The sequence below is a fragment of the Paenibacillus sp. 276b genome (genome assembly GCF_900107875.1).
In the GTDB taxonomy this organism is placed as follows: Bacteria; Bacillota; Bacilli; order Paenibacillales; family Paenibacillaceae; genus Paenibacillus; species Paenibacillus marchantiae.
Map to the genome: position 1 here is coordinate 254,903 of NZ_FNRR01000005.1, position 24,402 is coordinate 279,304.

At 45.2% G+C, this 24,402-nt stretch carries 27 protein-coding genes and 1 riboswitch; of the genes, 22 read left to right on the forward strand and 5 right to left on the reverse strand.

The window, feature by feature from the left end:
- Positions 1 to 259 precede the first annotated feature (259 nt).
- Both BLV50_RS23325 and BLV50_RS23330 read left to right on the forward strand, forming a co-directional pair.
- Positions 260 to 1,051, forward strand: coding sequence for a zinc ribbon domain-containing protein (locus BLV50_RS23325; protein WP_064642520.1), 792 nt, complete (start codon positions 260 to 262; stop codon positions 1,049 to 1,051).
- Positions 1,052 to 1,119: 68 nt separating this feature from the next.
- A complete protein-coding gene (locus tag BLV50_RS23330) occupies positions 1,120 to 1,917 on the forward strand; it encodes a TrmB family transcriptional regulator (protein ID WP_090810279.1) in 798 nt (265 codons plus the stop codon).
- Between the two features lie 188 nt (positions 1,918 to 2,105).
- Here the strand turns inward: BLV50_RS23330 and BLV50_RS23335 are convergent, their stop codons facing one another.
- Entirely contained in the window at positions 2,106 to 2,789 is a 684-nt protein-coding gene (locus BLV50_RS23335) for an NUDIX hydrolase (RefSeq protein ID WP_063567889.1), read from the reverse strand.
- A 79-nt stretch (positions 2,790 to 2,868) separates the two neighbouring features.
- On the opposite strand from BLV50_RS23335, the gene BLV50_RS23340 reads away from it, so the two are divergent.
- Positions 2,869 to 3,171, forward strand: a complete 303-nt coding sequence (locus BLV50_RS23340) for a hypothetical protein (RefSeq protein WP_063567890.1) — start codon at positions 2,869 to 2,871, stop codon at positions 3,169 to 3,171.
- 285 nt (positions 3,172 to 3,456) lie between these two features.
- On the opposite strand, the gene mscL is transcribed toward BLV50_RS23340, so the two are convergent.
- Positions 3,457 to 3,951 (reverse strand): large conductance mechanosensitive channel protein MscL, encoded by a 495-nt coding sequence (gene mscL / locus BLV50_RS23345; protein WP_072734882.1) that lies wholly within the window; start codon positions 3,949 to 3,951, stop codon positions 3,457 to 3,459.
- A gap of 270 nt (positions 3,952 to 4,221) precedes the next feature.
- A riboswitch (purine riboswitch) is annotated at positions 4,222 to 4,321 on the forward strand.
- Between the two features lie 299 nt (positions 4,322 to 4,620).
- Between mscL and BLV50_RS23350 the strand changes: the two genes are divergently transcribed.
- Together BLV50_RS23350 and BLV50_RS23355 are read left to right on the forward strand one after the other, a co-directional pair.
- Positions 4,621 to 5,208: a xanthine phosphoribosyltransferase gene (locus BLV50_RS23350; protein ID WP_024632141.1), complete on the forward strand. Its 588-nt coding sequence runs from the start codon at positions 4,621 to 4,623 to the stop codon at positions 5,206 to 5,208.
- 1 nt (position 5,209) lies between these two features.
- Entirely contained in the window at positions 5,210 to 6,571 is a 1,362-nt protein-coding gene (locus BLV50_RS23355) for a nucleobase:cation symporter-2 family protein (protein ID WP_090810282.1), read from the forward strand.
- A 315-nt stretch (positions 6,572 to 6,886) separates the two neighbouring features.
- Here BLV50_RS23355 and BLV50_RS23360 read toward each other — a convergent pair whose 3' ends face one another.
- Together BLV50_RS23360 and BLV50_RS23365 are read right to left on the reverse strand one after the other, a co-directional pair.
- Positions 6,887 to 7,225, reverse strand: coding sequence for a DUF4870 domain-containing protein (locus BLV50_RS23360; protein ID WP_063567894.1), 339 nt, complete (start codon positions 7,223 to 7,225; stop codon positions 6,887 to 6,889).
- Between the two features lie 153 nt (positions 7,226 to 7,378).
- Entirely contained in the window at positions 7,379 to 7,660 is a 282-nt protein-coding gene (locus tag BLV50_RS23365) for a hypothetical protein (RefSeq protein ID WP_064642492.1), read from the reverse strand.
- Positions 7,661 to 8,057: 397 nt separating this feature from the next.
- On the opposite strand from BLV50_RS23365, the gene BLV50_RS23370 reads away from it, so the two are divergent.
- The 9 genes from BLV50_RS23370 to BLV50_RS23410 all read left to right on the forward strand — a co-directional run bounded on the left by BLV50_RS23370 (position 8,058) and on the right by BLV50_RS23410 (position 15,756).
- Positions 8,058 to 8,246, forward strand: a complete 189-nt coding sequence (locus tag BLV50_RS23370) for a hypothetical protein (RefSeq protein ID WP_017690840.1) — start codon at positions 8,058 to 8,060, stop codon at positions 8,244 to 8,246.
- A gap of 232 nt (positions 8,247 to 8,478) precedes the next feature.
- Positions 8,479 to 9,240, forward strand: coding sequence for a type I methionyl aminopeptidase (map, locus tag BLV50_RS23375; RefSeq protein ID WP_063567895.1), 762 nt, complete (start codon positions 8,479 to 8,481; stop codon positions 9,238 to 9,240).
- A 580-nt stretch (positions 9,241 to 9,820) separates the two neighbouring features.
- Positions 9,821 to 10,873, forward strand: a complete 1,053-nt coding sequence (coxB, locus tag BLV50_RS23380) for a cytochrome c oxidase subunit II (protein ID WP_063567896.1) — start codon at positions 9,821 to 9,823, stop codon at positions 10,871 to 10,873.
- A 71-nt stretch (positions 10,874 to 10,944) separates the two neighbouring features.
- Entirely contained in the window at positions 10,945 to 12,795 is a 1,851-nt protein-coding gene (gene ctaD, locus BLV50_RS23385) for a cytochrome c oxidase subunit I (protein ID WP_371121660.1), read from the forward strand.
- Complete coding sequence (locus tag BLV50_RS23390) at positions 12,792 to 13,418, forward strand: cytochrome (ubi)quinol oxidase subunit III (protein WP_090810284.1); 627 nt, start codon at positions 12,792 to 12,794, stop codon at positions 13,416 to 13,418. The genes ctaD and BLV50_RS23390 overlap by 4 nt, the downstream gene beginning before the upstream one ends.
- A gap of 3 nt (positions 13,419 to 13,421) precedes the next feature.
- Positions 13,422 to 13,742, forward strand: coding sequence for a cytochrome C oxidase subunit IV family protein (locus tag BLV50_RS23395; protein WP_063567899.1), 321 nt, complete (start codon positions 13,422 to 13,424; stop codon positions 13,740 to 13,742).
- A gap of 106 nt (positions 13,743 to 13,848) precedes the next feature.
- Positions 13,849 to 14,772, forward strand: a complete 924-nt coding sequence (ctaG, locus tag BLV50_RS23400; RefSeq protein ID WP_063567900.1) for a cytochrome c oxidase assembly factor CtaG — start codon at positions 13,849 to 13,851, stop codon at positions 14,770 to 14,772.
- A 36-nt stretch (positions 14,773 to 14,808) separates the two neighbouring features.
- Positions 14,809 to 15,273 (forward strand): DUF420 domain-containing protein, encoded by a 465-nt coding sequence (locus BLV50_RS23405; protein ID WP_024632131.1) that lies wholly within the window; start codon positions 14,809 to 14,811, stop codon positions 15,271 to 15,273.
- Positions 15,274 to 15,384: 111 nt separating this feature from the next.
- On the forward strand, positions 15,385 to 15,756 hold the full coding sequence (locus tag BLV50_RS23410) for a hypothetical protein (protein ID WP_063567901.1): 372 nt from the start codon (positions 15,385 to 15,387) through the stop codon (positions 15,754 to 15,756).
- A gap of 107 nt (positions 15,757 to 15,863) precedes the next feature.
- Here BLV50_RS23410 and BLV50_RS23415 read toward each other — a convergent pair whose 3' ends face one another.
- Positions 15,864 to 16,154, reverse strand: coding sequence for a hypothetical protein (locus BLV50_RS23415; protein WP_139295707.1), 291 nt, complete (start codon positions 16,152 to 16,154; stop codon positions 15,864 to 15,866).
- Positions 16,155 to 16,288: 134 nt separating this feature from the next.
- Between BLV50_RS23415 and BLV50_RS23420 the strand changes: the two genes are divergently transcribed.
- From BLV50_RS23420 to BLV50_RS23455, 8 genes are all read left to right on the forward strand, one after another.
- Positions 16,289 to 17,002, forward strand: coding sequence for a hypothetical protein (locus BLV50_RS23420; protein ID WP_143038142.1), 714 nt, complete (start codon positions 16,289 to 16,291; stop codon positions 17,000 to 17,002).
- Between the two features lie 92 nt (positions 17,003 to 17,094).
- A complete protein-coding gene (locus BLV50_RS23425; protein ID WP_076290740.1) occupies positions 17,095 to 17,484 on the forward strand; it encodes a GntR family transcriptional regulator in 390 nt (129 codons plus the stop codon).
- 15 nt (positions 17,485 to 17,499) lie between these two features.
- On the forward strand, positions 17,500 to 18,396 hold the full coding sequence (locus tag BLV50_RS23430) for an ATP-binding cassette domain-containing protein (protein WP_090810288.1): 897 nt from the start codon (positions 17,500 to 17,502) through the stop codon (positions 18,394 to 18,396).
- Between the two features lie 20 nt (positions 18,397 to 18,416).
- Positions 18,417 to 19,319, forward strand: a complete 903-nt coding sequence (locus tag BLV50_RS23435) for an ABC transporter ATP-binding protein (RefSeq protein WP_063567923.1) — start codon at positions 18,417 to 18,419, stop codon at positions 19,317 to 19,319.
- Positions 19,312 to 20,607, forward strand: coding sequence for an ABC transporter permease (locus BLV50_RS23440; protein ID WP_063567904.1), 1,296 nt, complete (start codon positions 19,312 to 19,314; stop codon positions 20,605 to 20,607). Before BLV50_RS23435 ends, BLV50_RS23440 begins: the two co-directional genes overlap by 8 nt.
- A 329-nt stretch (positions 20,608 to 20,936) precedes the next feature.
- Positions 20,937 to 21,821 carry a hypothetical protein gene (locus BLV50_RS23445; protein ID WP_161490656.1) on the forward strand — a complete coding sequence of 295 codons (885 nt, stop codon included), beginning with the start codon at positions 20,937 to 20,939 and terminating at the stop codon, positions 21,819 to 21,821.
- Positions 21,818 to 22,846 (forward strand): TniB family NTP-binding protein, encoded by a 1,029-nt coding sequence (locus BLV50_RS23450; protein ID WP_063567906.1) that lies wholly within the window; start codon positions 21,818 to 21,820, stop codon positions 22,844 to 22,846. Before BLV50_RS23445 ends, BLV50_RS23450 begins: the two co-directional genes overlap by 4 nt.
- Positions 22,847 to 23,208: 362 nt before the next feature.
- Entirely contained in the window at positions 23,209 to 24,300 is a 1,092-nt protein-coding gene (locus BLV50_RS23455; protein ID WP_063567907.1) for a hypothetical protein, read from the forward strand.
- The last annotated feature ends 102 nt before the right edge of the window (positions 24,301 to 24,402 follow it).

Here is a 24,402-nt window from a genome sequence, read left to right on the forward strand (position 1 = left end):
GGTATGATAGGGATAACCGCCCAAGTAGGCGGATCAGTAGGGCCAAAGCTTCATTATACCCGAACGTATGGTCCTGACGAAAGCCCCCGAATTCATCCAGCATCGGCAGAAAACGGGCATTCACGCGAGATTTCGCAACTTTTTGGCATGATATCGTATAAGTTATATACTATAAAAAAAATCAAATGAAAATGAGTTTTGGAACAAATGGGTGTTGAATCAAAAGGTTCAACTCTGACGGGACAGAGGAGGAGAAGTCATGAAACTGCTTCAGCGAATTAAGAACGGAGCAAACAAAGCAACAGAGCGTGCCCAGCACGCCGTTGAAATCGGAAAAATAAATAATCAGATTGTGGGCTTGCAGCAGGAACAGGAAGTCCATTTTACAGATATGGGTCGTATCTTCTATGAAGGTTATCGCGCACAGGACATGACGCGTGCCGAAAAAGAGATGGTGGATCTATCGGGATTGTGCGATGAATTGCAGGATGAGATCGATGGTCTGCGCAACAAGATTGCACAACTCAAAAATGAGCGCTTATGCGAGTGTGGACACGTCGCTTCACTGGATGCCAACTTCTGTCCGAAATGCGGACGCAAGTTGGGTGAATTCAAACCCGCAGCAGCATCTGTAGGGGCGACAAACCCTGCGAGACAGGAAGCAGCTGTGGCCCAAAGCCCGGAGGGACCAATCTATGATGCGCCAGCTGAAGAGGAACTGGAGGAAGCTGAGCCGTATCACACGGTAATTCCGTCCATTGCGGACCTGGAGACCGAATCTGAATATAACAGTACGGAATTTACCCAAGAGGAAAAGGAAGCGTTCGATGCCGAGTGGGAACGCCGTCGGGATGAAGAAATGCAACGGGAGCGCGAGCGCCAGCAGGAGCTGGATGAGCGCATTCGGTACTGGAAAGAAAATAATCCGATCGTGAACACGGTGGACGTACAGACGGAAGTGCCACGCGAAATGGTGAATTGTCAGATTTGTACAGCAGAGCTGCCCAAAGGTTCGAAATGGTGCCCACGCTGCGGAGCAGAACAGATTTGATGCAGTAGAAGCGCTGCCGAATCAATGTGTGGCAGCGCTGGTTGCTTACAGCATGGGGGGACGGGAATATGGACCAACTGCTGCATCATTTGCGTCATCTGGGGTTTACCGAGATGGAATCTAAAATTATGGTGGAACTCGCTCGCCAAGGCTCGGCCTCGGGTTATGAGGTTGCGAAAAGGCTGGGTGTGTCCCGTTCCAATGTATATGCCACCCTGCAACGGCTGGAACAGCGGGGATTCCTGCGTTGCAGCGCAGGAGAACCTGCGAAATACAGCGTCTTGAAGCCTGAGGAGATGACAAGCATGATCTCCGGTCAGATGCGCGCATCTCTTGAATATGTGCAGAGCAGTATGCCGCAGCATGAGCCGGAGAAGCCGGTCTTTTACAACATTGAAGGCGACAAGAATGTATTTGAAAACCTGAGCCGGGAACTGGCTGAAGCCAAATATGAGATTGTGGTGGACGTGTGGCGTGAGGAAGCAGAGCTGTTGCGTGCCGACTTGCAGCGTGCCGAAGATCGAGGTGTGCGCCTGTTATGGTCATGTGATGGTGGAGAGGGTATTATGGATCAGCCCGCTCCTTGGCCTGGTTTGCCTTCATACGGAGCAGGGAATGGCCGGAAGTTCTCTTTAGTGGTAGATCGTCGTTGGTGCATGTTAGGGATGCGCGGAGAATCTTGCGCCACTCAGGCGATGGTGACAGAACATCCGGTTATGACCGGACTGCTGTTGAATCATTTTGCTCAGGAATTGGTGTTGTATGAACTGGAGCAGGACATGGGGGAGGAACTGGAGTCTCGATACGGGCCTCGATACCAAAACCTGTCAGCACGTTATTGGTCGGTACCTTCAGATATCCTATGAACTCCAAAATACATGCTTAAAGGAAGCAGGCGTTGCCATGAGGCAGACGCCTCTTCTTGCTAGTTAACAGAAGCAGTGATATTCATCACAGCAAATGTTCCCTGTTGAGCTAATGTAATAGGGTATGAATTCATGCTATTTTTGAGAAAATGAAGCTATGAACGTAACTTTATCATAGGCAAAATTGGTTAGTTTTTGGGCACGTGAACTAACGCTTCAAGTACATCGATATAATATTCCGTACCGTGTGGCACGAACTCGGCTGCTCTAATCTCGCGCATGTGACGTGTTTGAACGTGAAGAGGAACAGAGCTACTATTTGCCTGATCCACCTGATTGGACGCTGACTGCACGGCTTGCACTCCCGCGGCTTGAATCACATGGGTTTCGCCACGGAACAAGGCAATCAGGTCATCCAGAGGCACTTCATATAGACTGTCGACTTCACTTGCCTGCAAGGTATAGGCTTCGAGAGGCTGGTTTAAGCACAGTCCAAAGACAGAGCTGAATTCCCGATCAATAAAAGGTACACCGCGAACCTGCCCTTCAAGTTGCTGTCTTGCTGTCAACAGGTAGGTCAGCGTTTCAAAAGGTGCTTGCACGCCCAGTTCTTCCTCCAGCTCACGACTGGCTTCATGCAGCTGTTCGCCTGCTGTGAGATGCCCTGCTGCGGTAATGTCGTAACATCCGGGGAAGGTATCCTTGATATCCCGTCTTCGCTGAAATAGAACCAACCGCTGTGAGCCTTCGTCCCGCACGATCCAGCAGTGGAATGAACGGTGCCAGAATCCCTTGGCATGAACCACGCTGCGCAGCTCTGTACCTATCCAATTTTGCTGATCGTCGTAAATATCGAAACGTTCTGGGGTCATGATACGTATCTCCTTATATAGCAAGTTTTAAAGTTCAAAATTTCACAAAGTATGTTTTAAACGAAAGGGGAACCATCTTATGGAATGCATTGTACACTTTCAGGTCATTTATCCGCAACCTCAGGAACGTAAAAGTCTTAGAGGATTGATTATGGTAGGGCAAGGTCAGGAACCGGCGAATAGCCAGCTAACAACGATGTTTAAGGATATGGGATTCAACGTACGTCTGGAAGACGAGAGCCAATTGTTGTTTAAACCTGTGGATGCGTCGATGAATTTTGATTATATCCGGGTAACAGAGCTCGATACCGGGGAAGAGGTTTATAAGGAAGATCGGGATTTGAAGTCGATTTTGGAGCACTTGTTGCCGCGTCGATTCTAGTTTGTAAGCATGGTGAGCGTAAGATAATAATGACATTAGAGCAACATACCTGCTTGTGAGATAAAGAAAGGCCCCACCTTTACGGTGAGACCTTTCATGTGGTTGCCGATTTGATTCCACCCGCTCCGTGCGGGATTGCAACAACACGGATGAAGAAGCATGACGGACAGATCAAGCAGGAGTTTTTTTACATAAGCCTTTATATATTAACAATTATCCACTACTGTTCTCTATAGAGAGTTTGGGTACACTGTAAATTCTGATGCACTTCAAGCATGGAAACGATTAAGCCGTTGCGCCGTTACCTTCAGCTTCCAGCTCTGAAGTACAGTGCGAACAGCGAGTAGCCGCAGCCGGAATTTCGGACAGACAATATTTGCAAGCCTTGGTCGTTTTTTGCGGCTCGGGCTTTTTGTGTTCTTTGCTTTTGATGTAATTGATACCCTTCACCAGCATGAAAATACAGAAAGCGACGATGAGAAAATCAATCATCACGTTGATGAACTGCCCATATGCAATCACCGTAGCGCCAGCCTCATTGGCTTGAGCGAGAGTTGTGATCTCCTGTCCACTGGCAGTTTTCATATCCCAATCCAGATTAATGATTTTCTGACTGAAATCAACACCCCCAAGCAGTTTACCTACCGGTGGCATGATAATATCATTCACGAGGGACGTGACAATTTTACCAAAAGCAGCCCCGATTATGACACCTACTGCCAAATCGATGACGTTGCCACGTACAGCAAATTCTTTAAATTCCTTTAGTACGCCTTTCATGTCTGCAAATCTCCTTTACCAAATATATTCATAATACAGGCGGCGTTTCCATCGATTCTCCGTTCGGACACGCGCTTCCGTTCTCATATTGTACATAAAAAAACCGCAGCAATCATCCCTTTAATGCAAATTAAGACAAGTTTCCGCAACTTCCATGAAAATACTTCTTTATTTCACAGCGCCGATTCGGTATACTTCTAACATTATCAGTTCCGTTCATACTTTTACATTCAGGTTCGCGATCATACATTGTAACGAATCATGGAGCTCTAAAAATTTAATATGCCGACTCGTATATGTGCAGGAATAGGCCTGCATGTTTCTACCCGATCACCGGAATGATCGGACTACGGGAAAGATCCTGCAACGTTGTTAAGGTATGGAGAGAGATGATTATCGGGCAGTATGTCTGAAAAAGGATGTTCAAGTAGCTTCATATCCCTTCTTGAATAGGGAGTGAGGTTTGCTCTGAGTTATCCTGTTATCATGCTCTTCCATTACACTACACTTGCAGTATCCATGCGGCTTGTCCACATATGTACAAGTCCGTCTTTTCCCGTCTCCGGTTTTTCCGCAGCGTGTAAAAAGGCGGGCTTTTTGTTTTTTTACAGAGGGGATCGAGGTCATGCAGGCTTCTGTACGGGAGGGCGCACAGGGGGAAGAATTACGATGCAATTGTTAAAAGACAAGGTAATACAGGAAGGCATTGTCCTGTCCGAGCAGGTACTCAAAGTGGATTCATTCCTGAACCACCAGATGGACCCGGTTTTGATGAAGGAAGTCGGTAAGGAGTTCATCCGTCGTTTTGAAGGGGAGAACATTACACGTGTACTGACGATTGAATCCTCAGGGATTGCACCAGGCATCATGACTGCGCTGGAACTCAACGTGCCGCTTATTTTTGCACGGAAGCAGAAGTCACTTACACTCACGGAAGACATTCTGGTTGAGAAAGTGTACTCCTTTACGAAGCAGGAGACCAATGAAATTACAGTTGCGAAGAAGTTCATGCAGCCTGGTGACCGTGTACTGATCATCGATGACTTTCTGGCCAATGGCGAGGCAGCATTTGGTCTGGCCCGCATTGTGGAGCAAGTAGGTGCTGAAGTGGTTGGTATTGGCATCGTGATTGAAAAGGCGTTCCAACCAGGAGGCCGCTTGCTGAAAGAGGCAGGATACCGTGTGGAATCACTGGTTCGCATCGGGGCGTTATCAGACGGACAAGTTACGTTTGCGGACGAGGAGGTCACGATCTAATATGGCACGCGAACGTATTTTTCAGCGGCATCGTCATCCGATCAAAACCTTTTCTCTCGGTCTCCAGCACGTTCTGGCGATGTATGCAGGAGCTGTCGTTGTACCGATTATTGTCAGCAAGGCCCTTGGTTTTACTACGGAGCAGTTGACCTATCTGATTGCGATTGACCTGCTCGCCTGTGGTGTGGCAACACTGCTTCAGGTATGGGGCAATCGTTTCTTCGGAGTGGGGCTGCCCGTCATGCTTGGCTGTGCATTCCAGGCTGTATCACCGATGATTTTAATTGGGATGAAGAGCGGTGTGTCTGCCATTTATGGTGCGATCATTGCTTCAGGGATATTCGTTGTATTGTTCTCGGGCATTTTTGGCAAATTGATACGACTCTTTCCGCCAGTCGTCACTGGATCAGTAGTAACCATTATTGGTCTGACCCTGATTCCGGTTGCGTTCAACGATCTCGGCGGCGGTCAGGGTGCAGAGGACTTTGGCAGTGGGGTTCATCTTCTGCTCGGATTCGGCGTATTGGTGTTCATCATTCTGATGACACGGTTCACGACAGGATTCGTTCGTTCCATCTCGGTGCTGATCGGCCTTCTCGTGGGCACAGTGGCAGCAGGGCTCATGGGTGAAGTGAACTTTGCGCCAATTCGCGAAGCGAGCTGGTTCCATGTCGTGCAGCCATTTTACTTTGGTACACCGACGTTTGAGATTGTGCCGATTCTGACCATGATTCTAGTGGCGATTGTCAGCGTAGCTGAATCTACTGGTGTATTCATGGCTCTTGGAAAAATTTTGGATAAAGACCTGTCTTCCAAAGATCTGGCCCGTGGCTACCGTGCAGAAGGTTTGGCGATTGTGCTGGGTGGTATCTTCAACTCATTCCCTTACACGACCTATTCACAAAACGTAGGGCTTGTACAGATGACTCGAGTCAAAACGCGCGATGTTATCGTTGTAGCGGGTGGGCTGCTTGTGGTTATCGGCTTTGTACCGAAGATTGCTGCATTGGCACAGCTAGTTCCAGGTTCTGTTCTTGGTGGGGCCATGGTTGCATTGTTCGGTATGGTGGTATCGTCTGGTATTCGTATTCTGGGCAGCCAGGTTGATCTGAACCGTCATGAGAACCTGTTCATCATTGCCTGCTCTGTAGGCATGGGGCTGGGTGTAACGGTTGTGCCTCAATTGTTCGCAGGTGCGCCGGACTGGGCACAGATTATGCTCGGTAACGGAATTATTGCCGGTAGCTTTACGGCCATTTTCATGAATTTGCTGTTTAATGGTCTGGGTACTCAAGCAACGGCTGCCAAAATGGCTGAACGTCAAGCGGATGTGATCCTTGGAGATAACGGCAAGTCGGCGTAAAAAGTAAAGAACTGAAATCATCGTTGTTATTACCCGATGCCTTCAACATGTATATTATGTTAACTTTAAATTCCTCATGGATTGAATAATAAATGTTGTGAATAAAAAAGTTAAACGGCCTGAACTATTTAGGGGATGAATCATCTATCCTGTTAATCGTTATTGAAGGCATAATAAACGGAACACCGGAGACCTTGCTCGTTAGAGAGCAGGAGATCCGGTGTTTTTTCTTTTTTTTGCCCAAAACAAGATGGATTATTATGTAGACTCACATGATGAATTACTTTGAGATGAAGCCGATAGAAACGTTATATCTTACAGATGCCGCATCTGTTTCTCTGCAAAGTCTCCGACCCACGGCAGCTTCAGCCATTTGCCTTGCAGACTGGTGACTACCATGAGAAGCCAGACCACCACACCAAGCAGGGATAACAGCGAAGCCAGCAGTGGCCCAAACAGTGGGAGGAATGCACACAACACATGACCGACCATAATGAGGCCAAATACCGTAACGGATTGAAGTGCATGAAACAGAACGAATCGGCTTCGTTTTTCTACAGCCAGAAAGACGATTCCACCTACAAAAGTGAACAGATAACAGAGCATGCCGGCAATATTTTCATCCAGACCGCTTGATGATTTCATGGGGGACATTCGGTCCAGCCTCCTTTGTCCTTTTTAACTAGGTTATGAAGGAGGTGGACAGAACTGAACCGGATGGGACGAAATGTATCTTTGCTAGCTTAAAAGGGACATGTTCCTAATACTGCCCTGGAACATGCCCCTTTCCTTGCCTCATTATATAACTTAACGGTCACCCCGCTGGAAATGTCTGCGTGGATGTGTGGTCTTGCCAATCTTATCGGTATCATTCTCTTTAGGAACCAAACGCTCGTCGGTACGACCTTCGTGATGGTTGTCAAAAGTGAATTCCGTCAGTTCCCATTCCGTCTTGCCGAGAACGGGATCGGCCGGGAATTGTTGTCCGCGATGCAGATGTTCTTCTTGTCCGGCTTCGTTGGTATATATTCCGTCCACTTCCACCTTTTCATGCGAAAGGGGCAGCATTTCTTTATCTTTCTGATCCATAAAACAACGCCTCCTTAGATCCCAGTATTTTAACTGTATGGGTTGTCCGTGATAATATCCCCCGAATAGTTCAGTGTTATGCTGGATATATTAATTCCGTATAGAAGTATCGTATTTATAACATATGATTCGGAATTAAACTTTTTGGGCATAAAAACCGTTATAAATATTAGGTAAAATCGTCAAGTCGTCAGATACTTCCGAATATGCTACAATAAGATTATGATTCACACCGAATCATATCGGGTATTTATAGTGTCAGGTACTTGCTTAAGCAAGGGTTCCCGACCTAAAGCTTGCTTTGAGCCGCGCACACAACTTCATGGATGGCATTTAAGACTTATTCGGCATTCTCTAAACGGAGCATTCACTTTCAACGTTTTGGGAGGGAATTACAATGGCAACGAAAGGTCACAATGAGGTCAAAGAAAGTTTGAGGGAAATGACTCGGATTTTCCGTCCTAAAGATCCAAAAAAATTCGTGAAGGAGTACGTGAGAAAATACCGGATTACGGGTGGATACGAGGAAGAATTGACTTCTGTGGTTGAGCATGAGCTTGTCAAGATGGATTCTTCCGTGTCCTGAAACACACACAACTCTGATTATACTGTTCCGATATGAATAGAACCGTCTCCCGGGCGTTAAGCTCCGGCAGACGGTTTTTTTTGATTGAAAAATGATATGTACATATTTCCAACGTGTAAACCTTTCATCTAAAAGAAAACAGAATTAGCTGTAGAGCTTCGCTCCACTTTTGGGGGCTTTGTTCCGTTCCTGCTGCATATACATGGAAGTACACATATGGCAGGAAGGATGAATGCATGTGGACCCTATTTTGAAAACGAAAGAAGAGATTGGCTACATGCGGGAAGCAGGACGAATCCTGCGAAGCTGTCACGAGCATATTGAAAAGTGGTTGGCCCCCGGTGTAACGACAGGAGATATTGACGAACGGGTGGAGGTTTTTTTGGCTGAAAGAGGAGCTACACCTGAGCAAAAGGGGTACAAAGGTTATCCTTACGCTACATGCGCTTCAGTTAATGAAGTGGTTTGCCACGGCTTCCCTAATGACCGGAAACTGGTCGAAGGCGATGTGGTGACCATTGATATGGTGGTGAACAAAGATGGCTGGCTTGCCGATTCTGCATGGACGTATGGGATCGGTGAACAACGCAGGTCCATACGCAAACTAATGAATCGAACGGAAAGGGCGCTTCATAAGGCGATAGCACAGGCAGTGCCAGGAAATACGCTGGGGGATATCGGTAACGCGATTGAACGGACAGCGAGGCTATATCGTTACGGGATTGTGAAGCCTCTTATTGGTCATGGGATCGGTCAATACATCCATGAACCCCCGAATGTCCTCCCTTACGGGAAACGCAGGACGGGCATGATGCTGACAGAGGGCATGGTCATTACGATTGAGCCTATATTTACGAAAGGCAGCTCTGGAGCAGTTGTATGGGATGAGGATGGCTGGACGGTGAGAACAGTGGATGGAAGCTGGGGCGTCCAGTATGAGCATACGGTAGCCATAACAAGTGATGGTCCTCTTATACTAACTGACGGGACTTAGACGCTGTATCTATGGCAAGCTGGTAAGGGTGCCGCATACGGTGTAAGAGATATACAATAGGTTCAGGCTCCATGCCGTTTGGTTCTATAAGGGAGCGGTATGGAGCTTTACTGCGGCTTCCAGTAGTTGTAAGAGAAACAAGCTGATGCAGGCTTTTCTGTTTTGCATAATACTGCATGTTTTCAATGTGAGAAAAATCGGCAAAAAAATCAATTTCATCACCGAAATTTGGCAAAAATTTTCAAAAGTAGAGAGTAATATTTTTAACTGAAATCGGTTACAAATCAAGTTGTGGTGCGGTTTTTTACATATAGTGAACAATTTGTGAACATGTGTCCAAAGATTGACAAAATCATACCCTCAACTTATATTTAATAAGTGATTGAACCATATAGAATGAATTGGAAGAATGCGCAGACATGCCCTTAGCAGGAAATGACGGGAGTAGTGGAAGCGTTATTTTTGTAAGCGTTCTGTATGTCGGACAGGATTACGTGTATCGTGCTGAAATGAACTGAATTAAGTTTATTTTGGGCGACAACGGCAATCTACGAAAATGTTAAAAAAGTGGGGTAGATCAATGATGAAACAGTGGCAGGTTGCGAAGCGAATTCTCCCCTTGCTGGCGGTGTTCTCTTTGCTGCTATCCGCATGCGGGCGGGAAGACTTGTCGGTAATGAAACCTCAGGGTCCTGTGGCGCAAGGCCAATATGATCTGATGAAGCTGTCCATTGCGATTATGATCGTGGTGCTCATCATTGTATTTGCTATTGCTGCGTATGTGTTGATCCGGTTTCGCAGACGAGCCGGGCAGAATGAAATGCCCGAACAGGTTGAAGGTAATTTCAAGCTGGAAGTAATATGGACAGCCATTCCGTTGCTGCTCGTAATTGTTCTGGCAGTACCGACGGTAAAAACGATTTTTGCCCAAGGCGAAGATCTGTCCAACGACAAAAATGCAATTCAGGTCAAAGTCACCTCGCATCAGTACTGGTGGGAATTCACTTATCCTCAATATGACGTAACCACCGCTCAAGATCTCATCATCCCGACCGGAAAGAAAATCGCATTCGAATTGAAAACCGCTGACGTGCTTCACTCCTTCTGGGTGCCGTCACTTGCGGGTAAAATGGACACAAACCCGGATGGAACGCTTAACAAGTTCAGCTTCTCGGCGCCAAATGAAGGCGTTTACCGAGGCAAATGTGCTGAATTATGTGGCAGGTCGCATGCCTTCATGGAATTTAAGGTAAAAGCGGTCAGTCAGGAATCCTTTGACAAATGGGTTAACGAAATGAAAGCCCCGGCGGTACTTCCGGAAGATACCCAATTGGCTGAGAAGTTCAAAACGAACTGCCTTTCTTGCCATGCAGTTGGGGATCAGGGCGGGCCCGTTGCGCCTAACCTTACAGGTATCGGCGGCAAGCAATCCGTGGCAGGTATTCTGCTGAATCAGGGCGAAGGCCAGGAAGACGGTAATCCGGTGCTGGACAACATGAAAGAATGGCTCCATGATCCACAATCCGTGAAGCCGGGCAATACAATGCCTAATCCGAAAGACCTTGGACTCACAGATGAAGAAATCGACGGAATTGCCGAATATCTGGCCAACTACAAATTGGACTATGAATAGAACAGCAAGGACGAAGAAGGGGGTACACAACCTTGGCTCATGCGCATAGCGTCAAGCGGTATAGGGGCTTGATGGATTGGATCACCACCGTCGATCACAAAAAAATCGCCGTTCTCTATTTGATTGCGGGTGGATTTTTCTTCGGAATCGGCGGCATTGAAGCCATTTTGATTCGGATTCAGTTAATGAAACCGATGAATGATTTTGTGTCGGCACAGGTCTTCAACGAATTGATTACGATGCACGGAACAACGATGATTTTCCTTGGTGTTATGCCTATTATTTTTGCACTTATGAATGCCGTTGTACCTTTGCAAATTGGGGCACGGGACGTTGCTTTCCCTTTTGTTAACGCGCTTGGTTTCTGGACGTTCCTGTTTGGCGGACTGCTCTTGAACCTGAGCTGGTTGATGGGAGGGGCACCGGATGCCGGCTGGACTTCGTACACGCCACTCTCTGGCAGCGAGTACAGTGGGACGCACGGTGTGGATTTCTACACGATAGGTCTCCAGATCGCCGGTCTAGGGACACTCATCGGGGGCATTAACTTTCTCGCGACCATCATTACGATGCGTGCGCCGGGAATGTCCTATATGCGGATGCCGATGTTTACCTGGACCACATTTATTACATCAGCCATCATTCTTTTTGCATTCCCTGCCATTACGGTAGGACTTGTACTGTTAACGTTTGACCGTATACTTGGGGCGAATTTCTTCGATGTTGCAGGTGGCGGTAACCCGGTACTCTGGCAGCATATCTTCTGGATCTTCGGGCACCCGGAAGTATACATTCTCATCTTGCCGGCTTTTGGTATTATCTCGGAGGTTATTCCAACCTTTGCACGTAAAAGATTATTCGGTTACAGCTCCATGGTGTTTGCAACCATCCTGATCGCCTTCTTAGGATTCATGGTCTGGGCGCATCACATGTTTACGACAGGTCTGGGAACAGTCGCCAATGCATTGTTCTCGATCTCAACCATGTTGATTGCTGTACCAACAGGGATCAAAATATTTAACTGGCTCTTTACGATGTGGGGCGGACAGATTCGTTTTACGGCAGCAAACCTGTTTGCTGTTGGATTCGTTCCAACCTTCGTTATGGGCGGGGTTACTGGTGTCATGCTGGCCTCAGCGCCTGCGGATTTCCAGTTCCATGATACGTACTTTGTTGTGGCTCACTTCCATTACGTTATCGTTGGTGGATTGGTGCTAGGTTTGTTCTCTGGATTACATTACTGGTGGCCGAAGATGTTCGGTCGCGTCCTGAGCGAAACGCTCGGAAAGTGGACCTTCTGGACATTCATGATCGGTTTCCAATTAACGTTCTTCGTACAGCATTTCCTTGGTTTAATGGGGATGCAGCGCCGGATCGTTACATACTTGCCGAATCAGGATTTTGACCTGCTTAACCTGGTCAGTTCCGTTGGTGCATTCCTAATGGGTGTTGGGGTTATCATGTTCCTCGTGAACATCGTAATTACAACGAGAAAACCAGTTGATGCGCCGAATGATCCGTGGGAAGATGGTCGTACGTTGGAATGGTCAATCCCATCTCCGCCACCGGAATACAACTTTAAGCAGACTCCTCTGGTACGTGGAATCGATGCGTATTGGAAGGAAAAGATGGCAGGACATACGGAGATGACACCGGCCGAACCTGTTGGTTCGATTCATATGCCATCAGCGACTCCACTGCCGTTTGTTATGTCTGTCGGTATATTCATTGCCGGACTTGGTCTCATGTTCAGCAAAGATGATTTTGGCAATGCGTTTATGAACGGATTGTTTAACAATTACATTGTAGTCATTATTGGCCTTCTGATTACATTTGGTGCGATGGCGCTGCGGTCACTCTATGATGATCATGGCTGGCATATTGAACCGGAGGATCAGGATGAGAAGGGGGTTAGAACATGACAACTCCACATGCCGAACCGGTAAACGGCAAATTGCCGCATGAGCCGGAGAAAGCAACGCTGGAAGGACGCAACAAGCTTGTCGGCTTCTGGTTGTTCCTTGGCGGCGAGACCGTATTGTTCGGAACCCTCTTCGCAACCTTTTTGGCCCTCCGTGGCCAAACGAATGACGGACCGACGGCGAATGAATTGTTTCATATGCCACTCGTGGCTGCAGCAACCTTTATTCTCTTAGTCAGCAGTTTGACAAGTGTATTTGCCATCCAGGCTATGCATAAGGGGAAGCGCAATGCTCTTGCTCTCTGGCTTGGCATTACCGTTGTACTGGGTCTTGGATTCCTCGGTCTGGAAATCTACGAGTTCTATGAATATGTGAAACATAAAGAGTTCGGCATGACTACAAGTGCATTCAGTTCAGCATTCTACACGCTGGTTGGGTTCCACGGAGCTCACGTTGCATTCGGTATTATGTGGATTGGGCTCATTATCGGGCAACTGTTCAGAAAAGGATTAACGGTCGTAACTGCACCTAAAGTATACGTCTCCGCAATGTACTGGCACTTTATTGACGTGGTCTGGGTGTTTATCTTTACGGTCGTGTACCTGCTCGGAAAGGTGGGGTAACACATGTCGGTACAGGATAAAAGTGATCAGCAGCCTGTGAAGCATCGTCACCGGGCGGAAGGTCCACAGAAACACGTCGTTGTTTTTATTTTCTCGATTGTCCTGACGCTAATTGCGTTCGCGGCTGCTGCCGCGGGAGGAGTCAATACGACCTTTACCATTATTATATTGGTGGTTATGGCGATCCTTCAGGTGTTTGTACAGCTCGGTTACTGGATGCACTTGAAGGATAAAGGGCATTTAATGCCGATCCTGTTCATGAGCTTCGGATTTTTCGTAGCTTTTACGTGCATCATTATGGCACTCTATTGGGTTTGGTGGTAAAAGAGATGGCGGCGGCGCAGTGTCGCCGTCTTTTCCCCTTTTAGGCGGATCAATCAGTCAATGGATTCAGGCAACAACCAAATCAGGTCACGGGGAGGTTTCCCGTATGCTCGGGTTGCAATATTTTAGTTTCAATGATTTATGGAGTCCACTTATTATGGCATTGTTTTTGCTCATTGCTGCAGCTTATCTAGTGCTCGTTGGTCCATTCAGTGAGCGGATCAAGGGGGCAGATCAGGCCACGGTCGCACAGAAAATGATGTTTATTACTGGGCTTACCGTGTTGTATCTTGCACAAGCGGGGCCATTCAATCTGCTGGGTCATGTGATGTTCAGCTTCCATATGGTGAGTATGGCTCTGTCCTATCTGGTAGCGCCACCGCTATTGATGAAGGGATTACCCCTCTGGGTATGGCGCGGCATCATCCGGTGGCTGCCGACACGGCAGTTATCTTTTTTGGCTCATCCGATCGTGGCGGCTGTGCTGTTTAACGGGTTGTTCTCGTTATATCATCTACCCGTGGTACATGATTACGTGATGTTAAATTTTACGGTTCACCGTTTGTATTACATTGTACTTTTCATTACTTCCATGCTGATGTGGTGGACGCTGCTCAATCCGTTGCCGGAAGGGAGACAAGCGTCGGGGCTGTCTAAGATTGGTTTTATTTTTCTGAACATGGTTCTTCTGACACCAGCTTGTGGACTAATTATTTTTGCCTCCGAACCCTTGTATGCGACCTACAGCAATCCTGCCGTATGGGCTGAGGCGATGCGGTATTGTGTCTCCGGGGATTCCACAGCATTGCTGCGATCGTTCGGTGGACCGGCGTTCTTCAACTTTCTGTCCTCTGCCAAGGAGGATCAGCAGGTGGGCGGTATTTTAATGAAATTCATACAGGAAGGCATCTTCGTCTCCATGCTGGCGTATGTCTTTTTCCAATGGTACCGCAAGGAAAAACGGGAAGATGATGATGATCCGTACCCTGTAGAGAATACGGGAGGACCGCTCAATCCTGCAGCGAAATAACACAAGTTTTGTTTGGACAAGAGGGGGAAACACACGATGGATATGTATTTTCTGCTACCCACGATCAGTACTTCTTTCATTGTGATTAGCGCAGTGCTGGTTGGAATTGGCTGGGTGCTAATTATCCGTGGCAAACGGGAGGCGCACCAAACCGCGATGATTGCAGGGGCCATTGCTGCCCTTCTGTTCTTTGTCATTTATATGTCTCGTACCATCTTTGTCGGGAATACGGCTTGGGGTGGGGACCCGGAAATGGAGATCTTCTATCGAATATTTCTGATCTTTCATATTATCCTTGCCACGGTGGCAGCGGTCTTCGGGATTTCCACTTTGGTGCTTGGGTTCAAAAAGAAATTCAAGACACATCGCCGTTGGGGGAGATTTACATCCATGATCTGGTTTAGCAGTGCTATCACAGGCGTTATTGTATACGTTTTGTTGTACCTGCTGTATCCTGGTGGACACACTCGTCCGGTATGGGAAGTCATTTTGGGTGTTTAATGCAATGAATTGAATTCTTTGAAAATATGAAAATGGATGTATCCACCCGTGGATTGGTCCAAGCTTCCTCTCGCATTCATTCATAGAATGAGTTCGAGAGGGGGAAAACAAATGAAAAAAACAGTCCATGTAAGTCAAACGTATCCACGTCTCACGGTGTATTCAGAAGAGGATTATCGTGGAAGAAGCAGGGTATACCGTGGTAACACGGGTCTCCGTAATCTGGACAACATCCTGGGTGGGGTAGAAAGCCTGCGTTTCTTCTCGACAAGTTCGAATGCAACGTTGGTTGTGTTTACGAGACCTAACTTTCAAGGCGGATTCCGCGTCTTTCGTGGGAACACCAACTTGAGAGATTTGGATGATCTGATTCGTGGCAATGATGTGGAATCTTTGATTTCCACCAATCAACGGCTTACTTTGGACGAAATTCGTGCGATTCGCAGTAATCGCAGCCTGCCAAGTGGCTACAACCTCGTTTAAGGATTAAACCTCTTCAGTATTCAGGTGCCGGGAAACAGGAAAGAGCTGTTCCGAATTGTGTTCGCACAATATCGGATACAGCTCTTTTTTTGGTTTGAGGAGTTATCCTAATCTCCACCACCGCCGCCACTGTCCCCACCGCCACTATCTCCACCACTGTCGTTGCTGGTTCCACTATCGCTACTGTGATGGTGATTAGATCCCGAAAAAGAATCACTGTCATGATGCTTGTGATCGTGTGAATGTTTGGAATGATGAGTGTAGGAGTCATCATTGGTGGTAATGACCGGGTATGCCGGAGAAGAGTCGGTGTAGCCGTTGTTACGGCGAACTCGATGTCTGCCTTTTTTGGCAGCATGACGCTTGGGTTCATCCCGCAAAATGAGCCAGATGACCACGATTCTGACGTGAATCCCATCCTTTCTTCCTGATTCAGGAAAATAAGGAGTTGACGGGAATAGGGAGTGGTCTGTATACTGTGTATATTGATATATACAGTGAGCACAGTCGAGATGGAAAGGCAGGCAATGATATGAGCGCATGGAAGCAGGCGTGGTGGTTGACCCGCAGTGAGATGAAAAAGGATAAGCTCCAATGGCTGTGGACTGCAATTTTTATGATATACACGGGTGGCATGAGTGGTGTGATGTTATTAGGACAACAGAAGACCGATTTCATTAATCCTGTTGTAGATACTTTCTTTTTGATCATGGTGCCATTTCAGGGATTCGTGTTCAGCAGACGATCTTTCCGTTACATACAGGAGGATTCCTATACACAGATGTTGGCCTACTATCGCAGACTTCCTATTCCAAACGAGACAGTGATGTGGTCGAGACTTCAGCAGTCTCTGATGGCGTTTACGTATAATGGTATCTTTTTCTATGGATCACTGTATGTGGTTGGGTTGCACGAGGAAGGGTTCCGGTGGGATCAGTACCTGGCCTTTGGCATAACTTGTACAGGTTACGGACTTCTCATGACAGGCTTATATATTTACGGAGAGTTTCTGCACAGTGGCAAAAAATATTTGCTTCTCAGTTCACTGTTTTTGCCGCTTACGATCATCCTATCCTTGCTGATCCGAACGTCGGGCAGTTACGGATTTTCGATTGTAATTGATATGAGTAAATCATGGGGGCTGCTTTCCCCGATTATGTGGGTTGCTTTGGTGGCTGGCATAGCGGGATTATGGCTTTTCAGTCGGTTGACGCTGAAGAAACTTTCCAATCGGGATTTGAGTTAACGGTATGAGGGATGAACGCAAAAATGAATACAGGATGAAACCGGCACGGACAGGTAACAGACTGGAGTGTACCGGAGGGCGAGGTGCAAGATGTGAAAATACCCATTCAAATTAATGAAAATAGCGCTGAACCTTTATACCACCAAATTGAAAATCAGTTAAGATCGTTAATTGTTACGGGTCAGTTGGGGGAGGGAACACATTTGCCGTCCATTCGCGAATTCGCCGGATCACTGAATTGCAGTGTTATAACGGTTAGACGGGTCTATCAGGATCTGGAGAATGAAGGGCTGCTTCGTACGAAGCAGGGGACGGGTACATTTGTGGCCCAGGTAGAAGCCGGCGACAGAGAACATTATAGATTGAAGGCCGCACAGGAAGCGATGCAGGCAGCGGTGCAGTCCGGAAAATCGGTAGGATGTACGGAAGAAGAACTGGAGAGTCTGTTCCGGGAAGTCCTGAGGGCTGTTTACTCGAATTGAGGGAGTGATTCATACATGGAACCTATCGCAGTTCAGTTGAACGGCGTATCCAAAATGCGAAAACGCAGAGTTATTGGCCCGATCGATCTGACCATCCCGGAAGGGTATGTAGTTGCTATTCTCGGTCATAACGGTTCAGGTAAAAGCACACTTCTTAACATGTTACAACAAGTGGTACTGCCTGATGCAGGGCAGATTATATGGTTTGGGAAGGAACATGAGGGGCCTCTTCCCATTGAACTGAGACAACAGATCGGTTTTGTGGCTGACAACGCTGGGCTCGAAGAGAACCGGATTACTGCACAGGAAGCAGCTGATTTTCGGGCCTACTGGTACCCGCGTTGGGATATGAAGTTGTTCGACCAACTGATTCACGATATGGAAGTACCTGTTGATGTGAAGCTGAACAAGATGTCGAAGGGTGAACGGAGGAAATTCGAGATCGCTGCTGCAATCGCAGCTCGCCCAAGACTATTGCTTTTGGATGAGCCTTCATCAGGATTGGACCCCTTTGCCTGGAAAGTGATGATCGAGCAGTTCCGTACCTTCATGGCTGAGGGAGACACCACGATTCTGATTGCCACACATATTGCGGACGAAGTCAAAAGGCTTGCCGATTACATCGTATTGATGCACCGTGGTCAGTCCCTGGGGATGGCCGAGAAAGATATGGTGCTCGATCAGTGGAAAGAAGTCTGGTATGAAGGAGACTTACGACCAGAGAGCATCCCTGGGGTTGTGGAATCTTCTTCTGAAGAGAGAGGACTGGTTCGCGTCATTACTACCCGGGTTAGCGAAGCGCAGGAAAGGCTGGAGCTGGCAAATAACCGGGTATTGAAGATCCGTAACTTGGAATTGGATGAAGTCTTGGCATTCTGGATTGCCGGGTATGCACCCGTACAGTGGAAATAACCGAAGGGAGACGATAAATGATGAACCGATTGGAATTGAAGCAGGTAGTCAAGCAATATGCAGACAAAACGGCAGTTAATGGTGTGACGCTTAATGTACAAGAAGGGGAGATTTACGGTCTGCTCGGAGCCAACGGCGCTGGTAAAACAACAACGATGCGTATGGTGCTTGGGCTAATCCACCCGGACGGGGGAAGTATCCAGTACAACGGCAAACCCTATAGCAAAGAATTGCAGCAGATTATGGGATATCTTCCGGAAGAGCGCGGTTTGTACCCGAAGGTAAAGGTCAGTGAACAGATCAACTATCTGGCCCGTCTGCGCGGCATGAATGGAAAGGATGCGGATCAGAGCCTGAAGTATTGGTTGGACCGATTCGAAGTGCCGGAGTATTACGACAAAAAGATTGAGGAACTATCCAAAGGGAATCAGCAAAAGATGGGCTTTATTGCCGCAGTGGTTCACAGACCGCAAATTCTCATTCTGGATGAAGCCTTCAGCGGACTTGATCCGGTCAACGTGGAATTGCTGAAATCCACGGTGAAGGAGTTGCGTGACGAAGGTACCGCCATTCTGTTCTCAACACATCGCATGGAGCACGTCGAAGAATTATGTCGTCAGATAACAATCCTGCATCGCTCCAACACCGTTGTACAGGGAGAGATTAAGGAGATCAAGAGCCGTTATCCACGTGAGCATGTGTTCCTGAGCACCATGGGTAATGTGGGCGGTCTGGAACAGCTGCCGGGTGTGAAAAAGGTAGAGCAAAATGAGCGTGGATACCTGATCCATATTGGTCAGATGGAAGCAGCTCAGGAAATTCTGAGAGCAGCCATGGCTCAGACGACCGTTGAACATTTTGAAATCAAGGAACCAACGCTTAACCAAATCTTTATTCGTGAGGTAGGTGAGTCGAATGAATAAAATGGGGACAATTATCGGATTTACGTTCAAAAACAAAGTAAAAACGAAGTCTTTCATGGTGACGACTATTGTACTTGCACTTTTAATTACGATTGGACTCAATATTCCATATTTCATTACCTTATTTAATGGCGGTCCCATCGGTGGAGGCTCGAGCACAAATCCGGTAAATATCGGTCTGCTGAGTAAAGGACAAACGGAGGTAGCCGAGAAGCTGGAGACATACTCTTCCGCACAAGGCAACCAAACGTATCGTTTTGTTAACGACGCGAGTAAAGATGAAGCGGCACTCAAAGCCGATGTGGAGTCGGAGCTTTTGGATGGGTACCTGAAGTTTGAACCTGTTGCGGGGCAAGACTTCCCACAACCTGTTTTGTACTCAAGTGAAGATATCTCCCCGCAGGTTATAGCACCCATTGAAGCTGCGCTGCAAATTGTGAAGCTGGATGTCGTGGTGAAAGATACACTCACGGCGGAACAAAAACAGCTCATCAGTACGCCGGTAAAACTGACAGAGCAAAACCTGGATTCTGGCCAAAGCGGAGCTGCAGCGGAGTCGGAAGGTACCATGAGTGGCATCAATTACATTGTGGTATATCTGCTGATTATCCTGTTGTTCACATCAACGATGATGACAGGTAATATGATTGCTTCCGAGATTACAGCCGAGAAGAGCTCGCGTATTATGGAGATTTTGATTACGAGTGTATCTCCGCTCAGTCAGATGTTTGGTAAAATTATCGGTATTTTCATGGTAGGTCTATTGCAAATCGGTATTTTCGGTGCAGTAGTTGCCGGAAATATGCTGTTACCGCATAACCGCGATGTATTGAGTGATTTCAACATGAACCTGGGTGATGTGAACGTCGCAGTCATTGTATATGGACTCATCTTCTACATTCTGGGTTACTTCCTGTATGCGGTGATGTTCGCGGCCATTGGTTCGATGGTGAGTCGGACAGAAGAACTGGGTCAGGCCGTGCTGCCGATTACGATGTTGTCCCTGGTTTCCTTCTATATTGCAATTTTCAGTATTGCTACACCGAACATCCTGTTGTTGAAAGTAGCAAGCTTCATTCCGTTCACATCGCCAACGGCAATCCTGGTACGGATTGGGGCAGGCGTTGCGCCAACTTGGCAGATCTGGACGTCTCTGGCCATTCTCGTGGTATCGATTATGATCTTCGGCTGGCTCGCAGCGAAAATCTATCGTACAGGTGTGCTGATGTATGGTAAACGCCCAACGTTCAAGGAATTGTTCAAAGCGATGAAGGCTTATAAGATCTAATACAAGTTTACGAACACGGGTTGTTAACTTTAAATTAAAATGTCGGTAACTTGATAGTGATTTGTCGTTAACTTTAAATTAAAGTGCCGTTTCTCCTTGATAAATCAAGGTTTTTCATCAAAGTAATTATGAATCTAGAAACAAATTGGCTTTACAGTATTATGTCGTTTTTTTGAAATTGTAGATTTAATAATAAAGGGACTGCTGGAGGCAGTCCCTTTTCTCATAACGAAAAAGCATCAGGACATCAAAAAGGAACCATCGAAAATGCTTTGGGGAATATCAATCGTATTTTTCATGCTTTCCCAGGGACAACATTCTCGAACCATATGGAACGTGGTCAATATGATTCTGCTAACAAGGCTTGTGTTGATATTAATGGATTGCATGAGATGATTCATATTATATTAGTTGATTTAGTAGCAAACAAATATAATCGAGGAGTTGGTGGGATTCCTGATGATCTTTGGAATGAAGGGTTGAAAATATCTAAAGTTTCAAGGGGTTTACCCCAAAATAGAGAGTATATTGAGCTATTGTTTGCTTCAGAATCTAAATATAGGGTTCTTGGACTTAAGGGTATAGAGATATTTGGGCAGTTTTTCTATAGTGAGGCAGTGAATGAACTACGCCTGAGGATTAGAAATGAGAGTGGAAATCCCAAAGTAAGGGTAAGGCATGGAATTGATTTAAGACATATCTATGTGTATGACGAATTTGAAAAGAGATATCTGGAAGCAAGTCTAAAACAGACATCAAGATTGATTAGATGCCGGATTGATCCTAGGTATCCTTTACATGTGGAGCATTTGTCAGAGTTGTGCAACAAAAACAATAGAGAAGATTACACTTTCCTTCAAAATCAGGAGAATGTATCTCATGCATTGAAGGTACTTGAAGAAGTAGTTCGCGAAGGGAAAAAGGAGTATTCATTAATTAAACGTAGGAGAAGAAAGGTTGAAGATAGAGAAACCTCACTAGTAAGTGCTGTAAATGAATTGAAGAATAAAGCATCTTTAGTTCCAGAAAATCCTAATATTATTTTGATTAAATCTGAAGCAACTGATCTAACCCCTGGGGATAAACATGTGGATCTAGAAGTGTCGATTCCAGAGAAGGCGGTAGAACCTTCAGAAATATCTAAGATTATTACTACGGAAAATGTTGACCTACAGAAAATCAACTCCAGTTGGGGTATAGGGAGGAAGTCATGATAGTGGATAAATTCGAACGATTGAATGGTGCCCCTGCAAGTAGGGTTGAACACAAACGTAGAAAGGAGCATGTGAAGAAGATTATTGTTCACCACCCTCAATATAACGAGGTTTTAGAGCAACTTGAGGATATGTTATACATGAGCGATGGAAGTGTTTCTCCAGACCAGTTGTTTATTTTCGGACCAACAGGAGTAGGAAAGAGTACAGTTACAACAGAGTTTAAAGATCGCTATCCGCCGGTTGAAGTGTTCACTTCAGATAAGCACTATACACGTATTCCTGTTCTTCACGTAAGAGTCCCTCCCAAAGCATCGCCAAAGGCACTTGCCTCAAAATTATTAAATCAAATGGGAGATCCTTTTTTTAACGTGGGGACAGAGGTTCAGATGACAAGTCGTATTCATCATTTTATTAGGGAACTTGAAATTAAAATGATTATACTGGATGAGTTCCAGCACTTAATTGATAGTGACAGGGATAGTGTGCTTGCAACAGCTGCTAACTGGGTCAAAACATTTTCTGAAGAAAGTTCTATCCCTGTTGTTCTATGCGGTATGCCGAACTCAATTAATATTTTTGCCAAAGAAAAGCAATTAGACAGAAGATATGCTACCAAGTTATCCTTGAAGGGATTTGAGTATTTTACAGCAGAGGATAAAGTCATGTTTCGAGCTTTTTTAGATAAAGTGGAACAGGAACTGCCTTTTGCAGATAAATCAAACCTCTCAAATATCCGGTTAGCTGATAAATTGTTTTATATTTCAATGGGTATTCCATTTTACGTGATGAAGCTGTTGGAGTTTGCTACTGAAGTTGCTTCAAAAAAAGGTGAAGATAGTATCCATGAGAGTCATCTGGAACAAGCCTTGAAAAAGATTGGACAAGTATCTCGACCATTTAGAGTCAATCCATTTAATCAGGATAATTTTGATTTGATAGATGAATTATCAAGGGAAACGAAAAAGGAAGGGAATTCTAAAACATCTCAGTTTGCTGAAAAGCAAAACAATCGTAAAAAATGAGACAGCAGTAGTATTCATAAAATCTCCTAAGAGTAAATTTAAACAACTTCTACAGAAGGGAAGATGTACAAATGATAAGTTGTTTCGCTTACATCAATTCAGGATACTCAACTACATATATTACATAAACGCACGTTTTCATGTGAAGTTGGTACCAAATATTATATAATCATAGATAAATGTGAATTCAGTATTTGTAGTTACCTTAAGGATTATGGAATCAACTTGATTATTAAATTGCCCTGATTTTATATGTTGAATTTAAATAAAAGAAGATTACTTATAACTTTTTGTTTGAAGGTAGAGTTTGTATTTTTTTAAGTAAGTGACTTATCTCAAAATATGAAAGAGAGCAATAATTAATGGATAACTTAATAAGAAAAAGTATAATCGCAATGATTATGTTAGTGATGTATGTTCCGCTAAATATTTGGCTTTCAAGCTCGTTGTTTAATCTTGTCATGAAAGTAGATATAGGTATTTTTTATAGGTATGCGACTGATAACAAGTATGGTGAAGATATCTTCTTTTCTGAAAAGATTGATAAAGAAACAAAAGTAAGTCAGACAATTCAAGAGATATTCCAGTTAAAAGGTGAGCTTCAGACGGATAGTATTCAAGATACATTTGCCAAGTTATTAGAGGACGAGCATTTTTTCATTCAACAGATAGAAAAGAATAGTGAATATATTAGTTACTTGACTTCAAAAGAATTAACAACAGAAGATTTAATTACATATATGAATCTAATAGCTGATTTAAACAGCAAGATTATGAATGGTAGCTTCTATTTGTCGGCCTTAATTTTATTCTTATTGATGTACTTATTATTTGAATTTAGGTTAGAGCTATACTTTATTGCAGGAGTCCTATATATATTTACTACTTTGAGTACATTCACCTCGGGAATATTTGCAAATATATTTTTCTACCCTATGCGTTGGATGAGTCAGATTATGCGTGTTAATTTGGATTATAACTTTGAAGAATACGCTATGTATATTGAGTTTTTGCCAACAATTAAAGAGGCATTTTTATCTTTTATTATTTTTGATACAGTGGTTCTGGCGTGGAGAGAGAGGCGGAAGAAGAGAAGAACAATGAAAATCACAGAGATATATTATTCAATAGATGAGATTATTAATGTATTGAGTAATCTAGAGGTATTTAATAGTAATTCTCCTTTTATCAAGGTGAATAAAATCAAAGTAGATTTCAACTATCTCTATAAGTTTACAAAAACGAAGAAAAAGGATCCTGCATTAAAGGAAGTGAGAAGGCTCACTCTAATGCTTCTGTATAGAAACCAATCAATTGCTCTTTTAACCAAGGACGTACTTAATGTTATGGAAAGATTAAAGCAAGAATTAAGTAAATCTATCGTTTTCAAATCTGAAATTGATCAACACTACAAATTTGTTATGGTGAGTAAGCAAAATGCCAAACTTAAATGACGCTCCTTGCATGACATTTTCAATCAGAAATGTTATTAAGCTGAGTGAAAAAAAGGTCCTCTCCCATTCTATAATTACTGTAAACATAATTTAAATGACAAC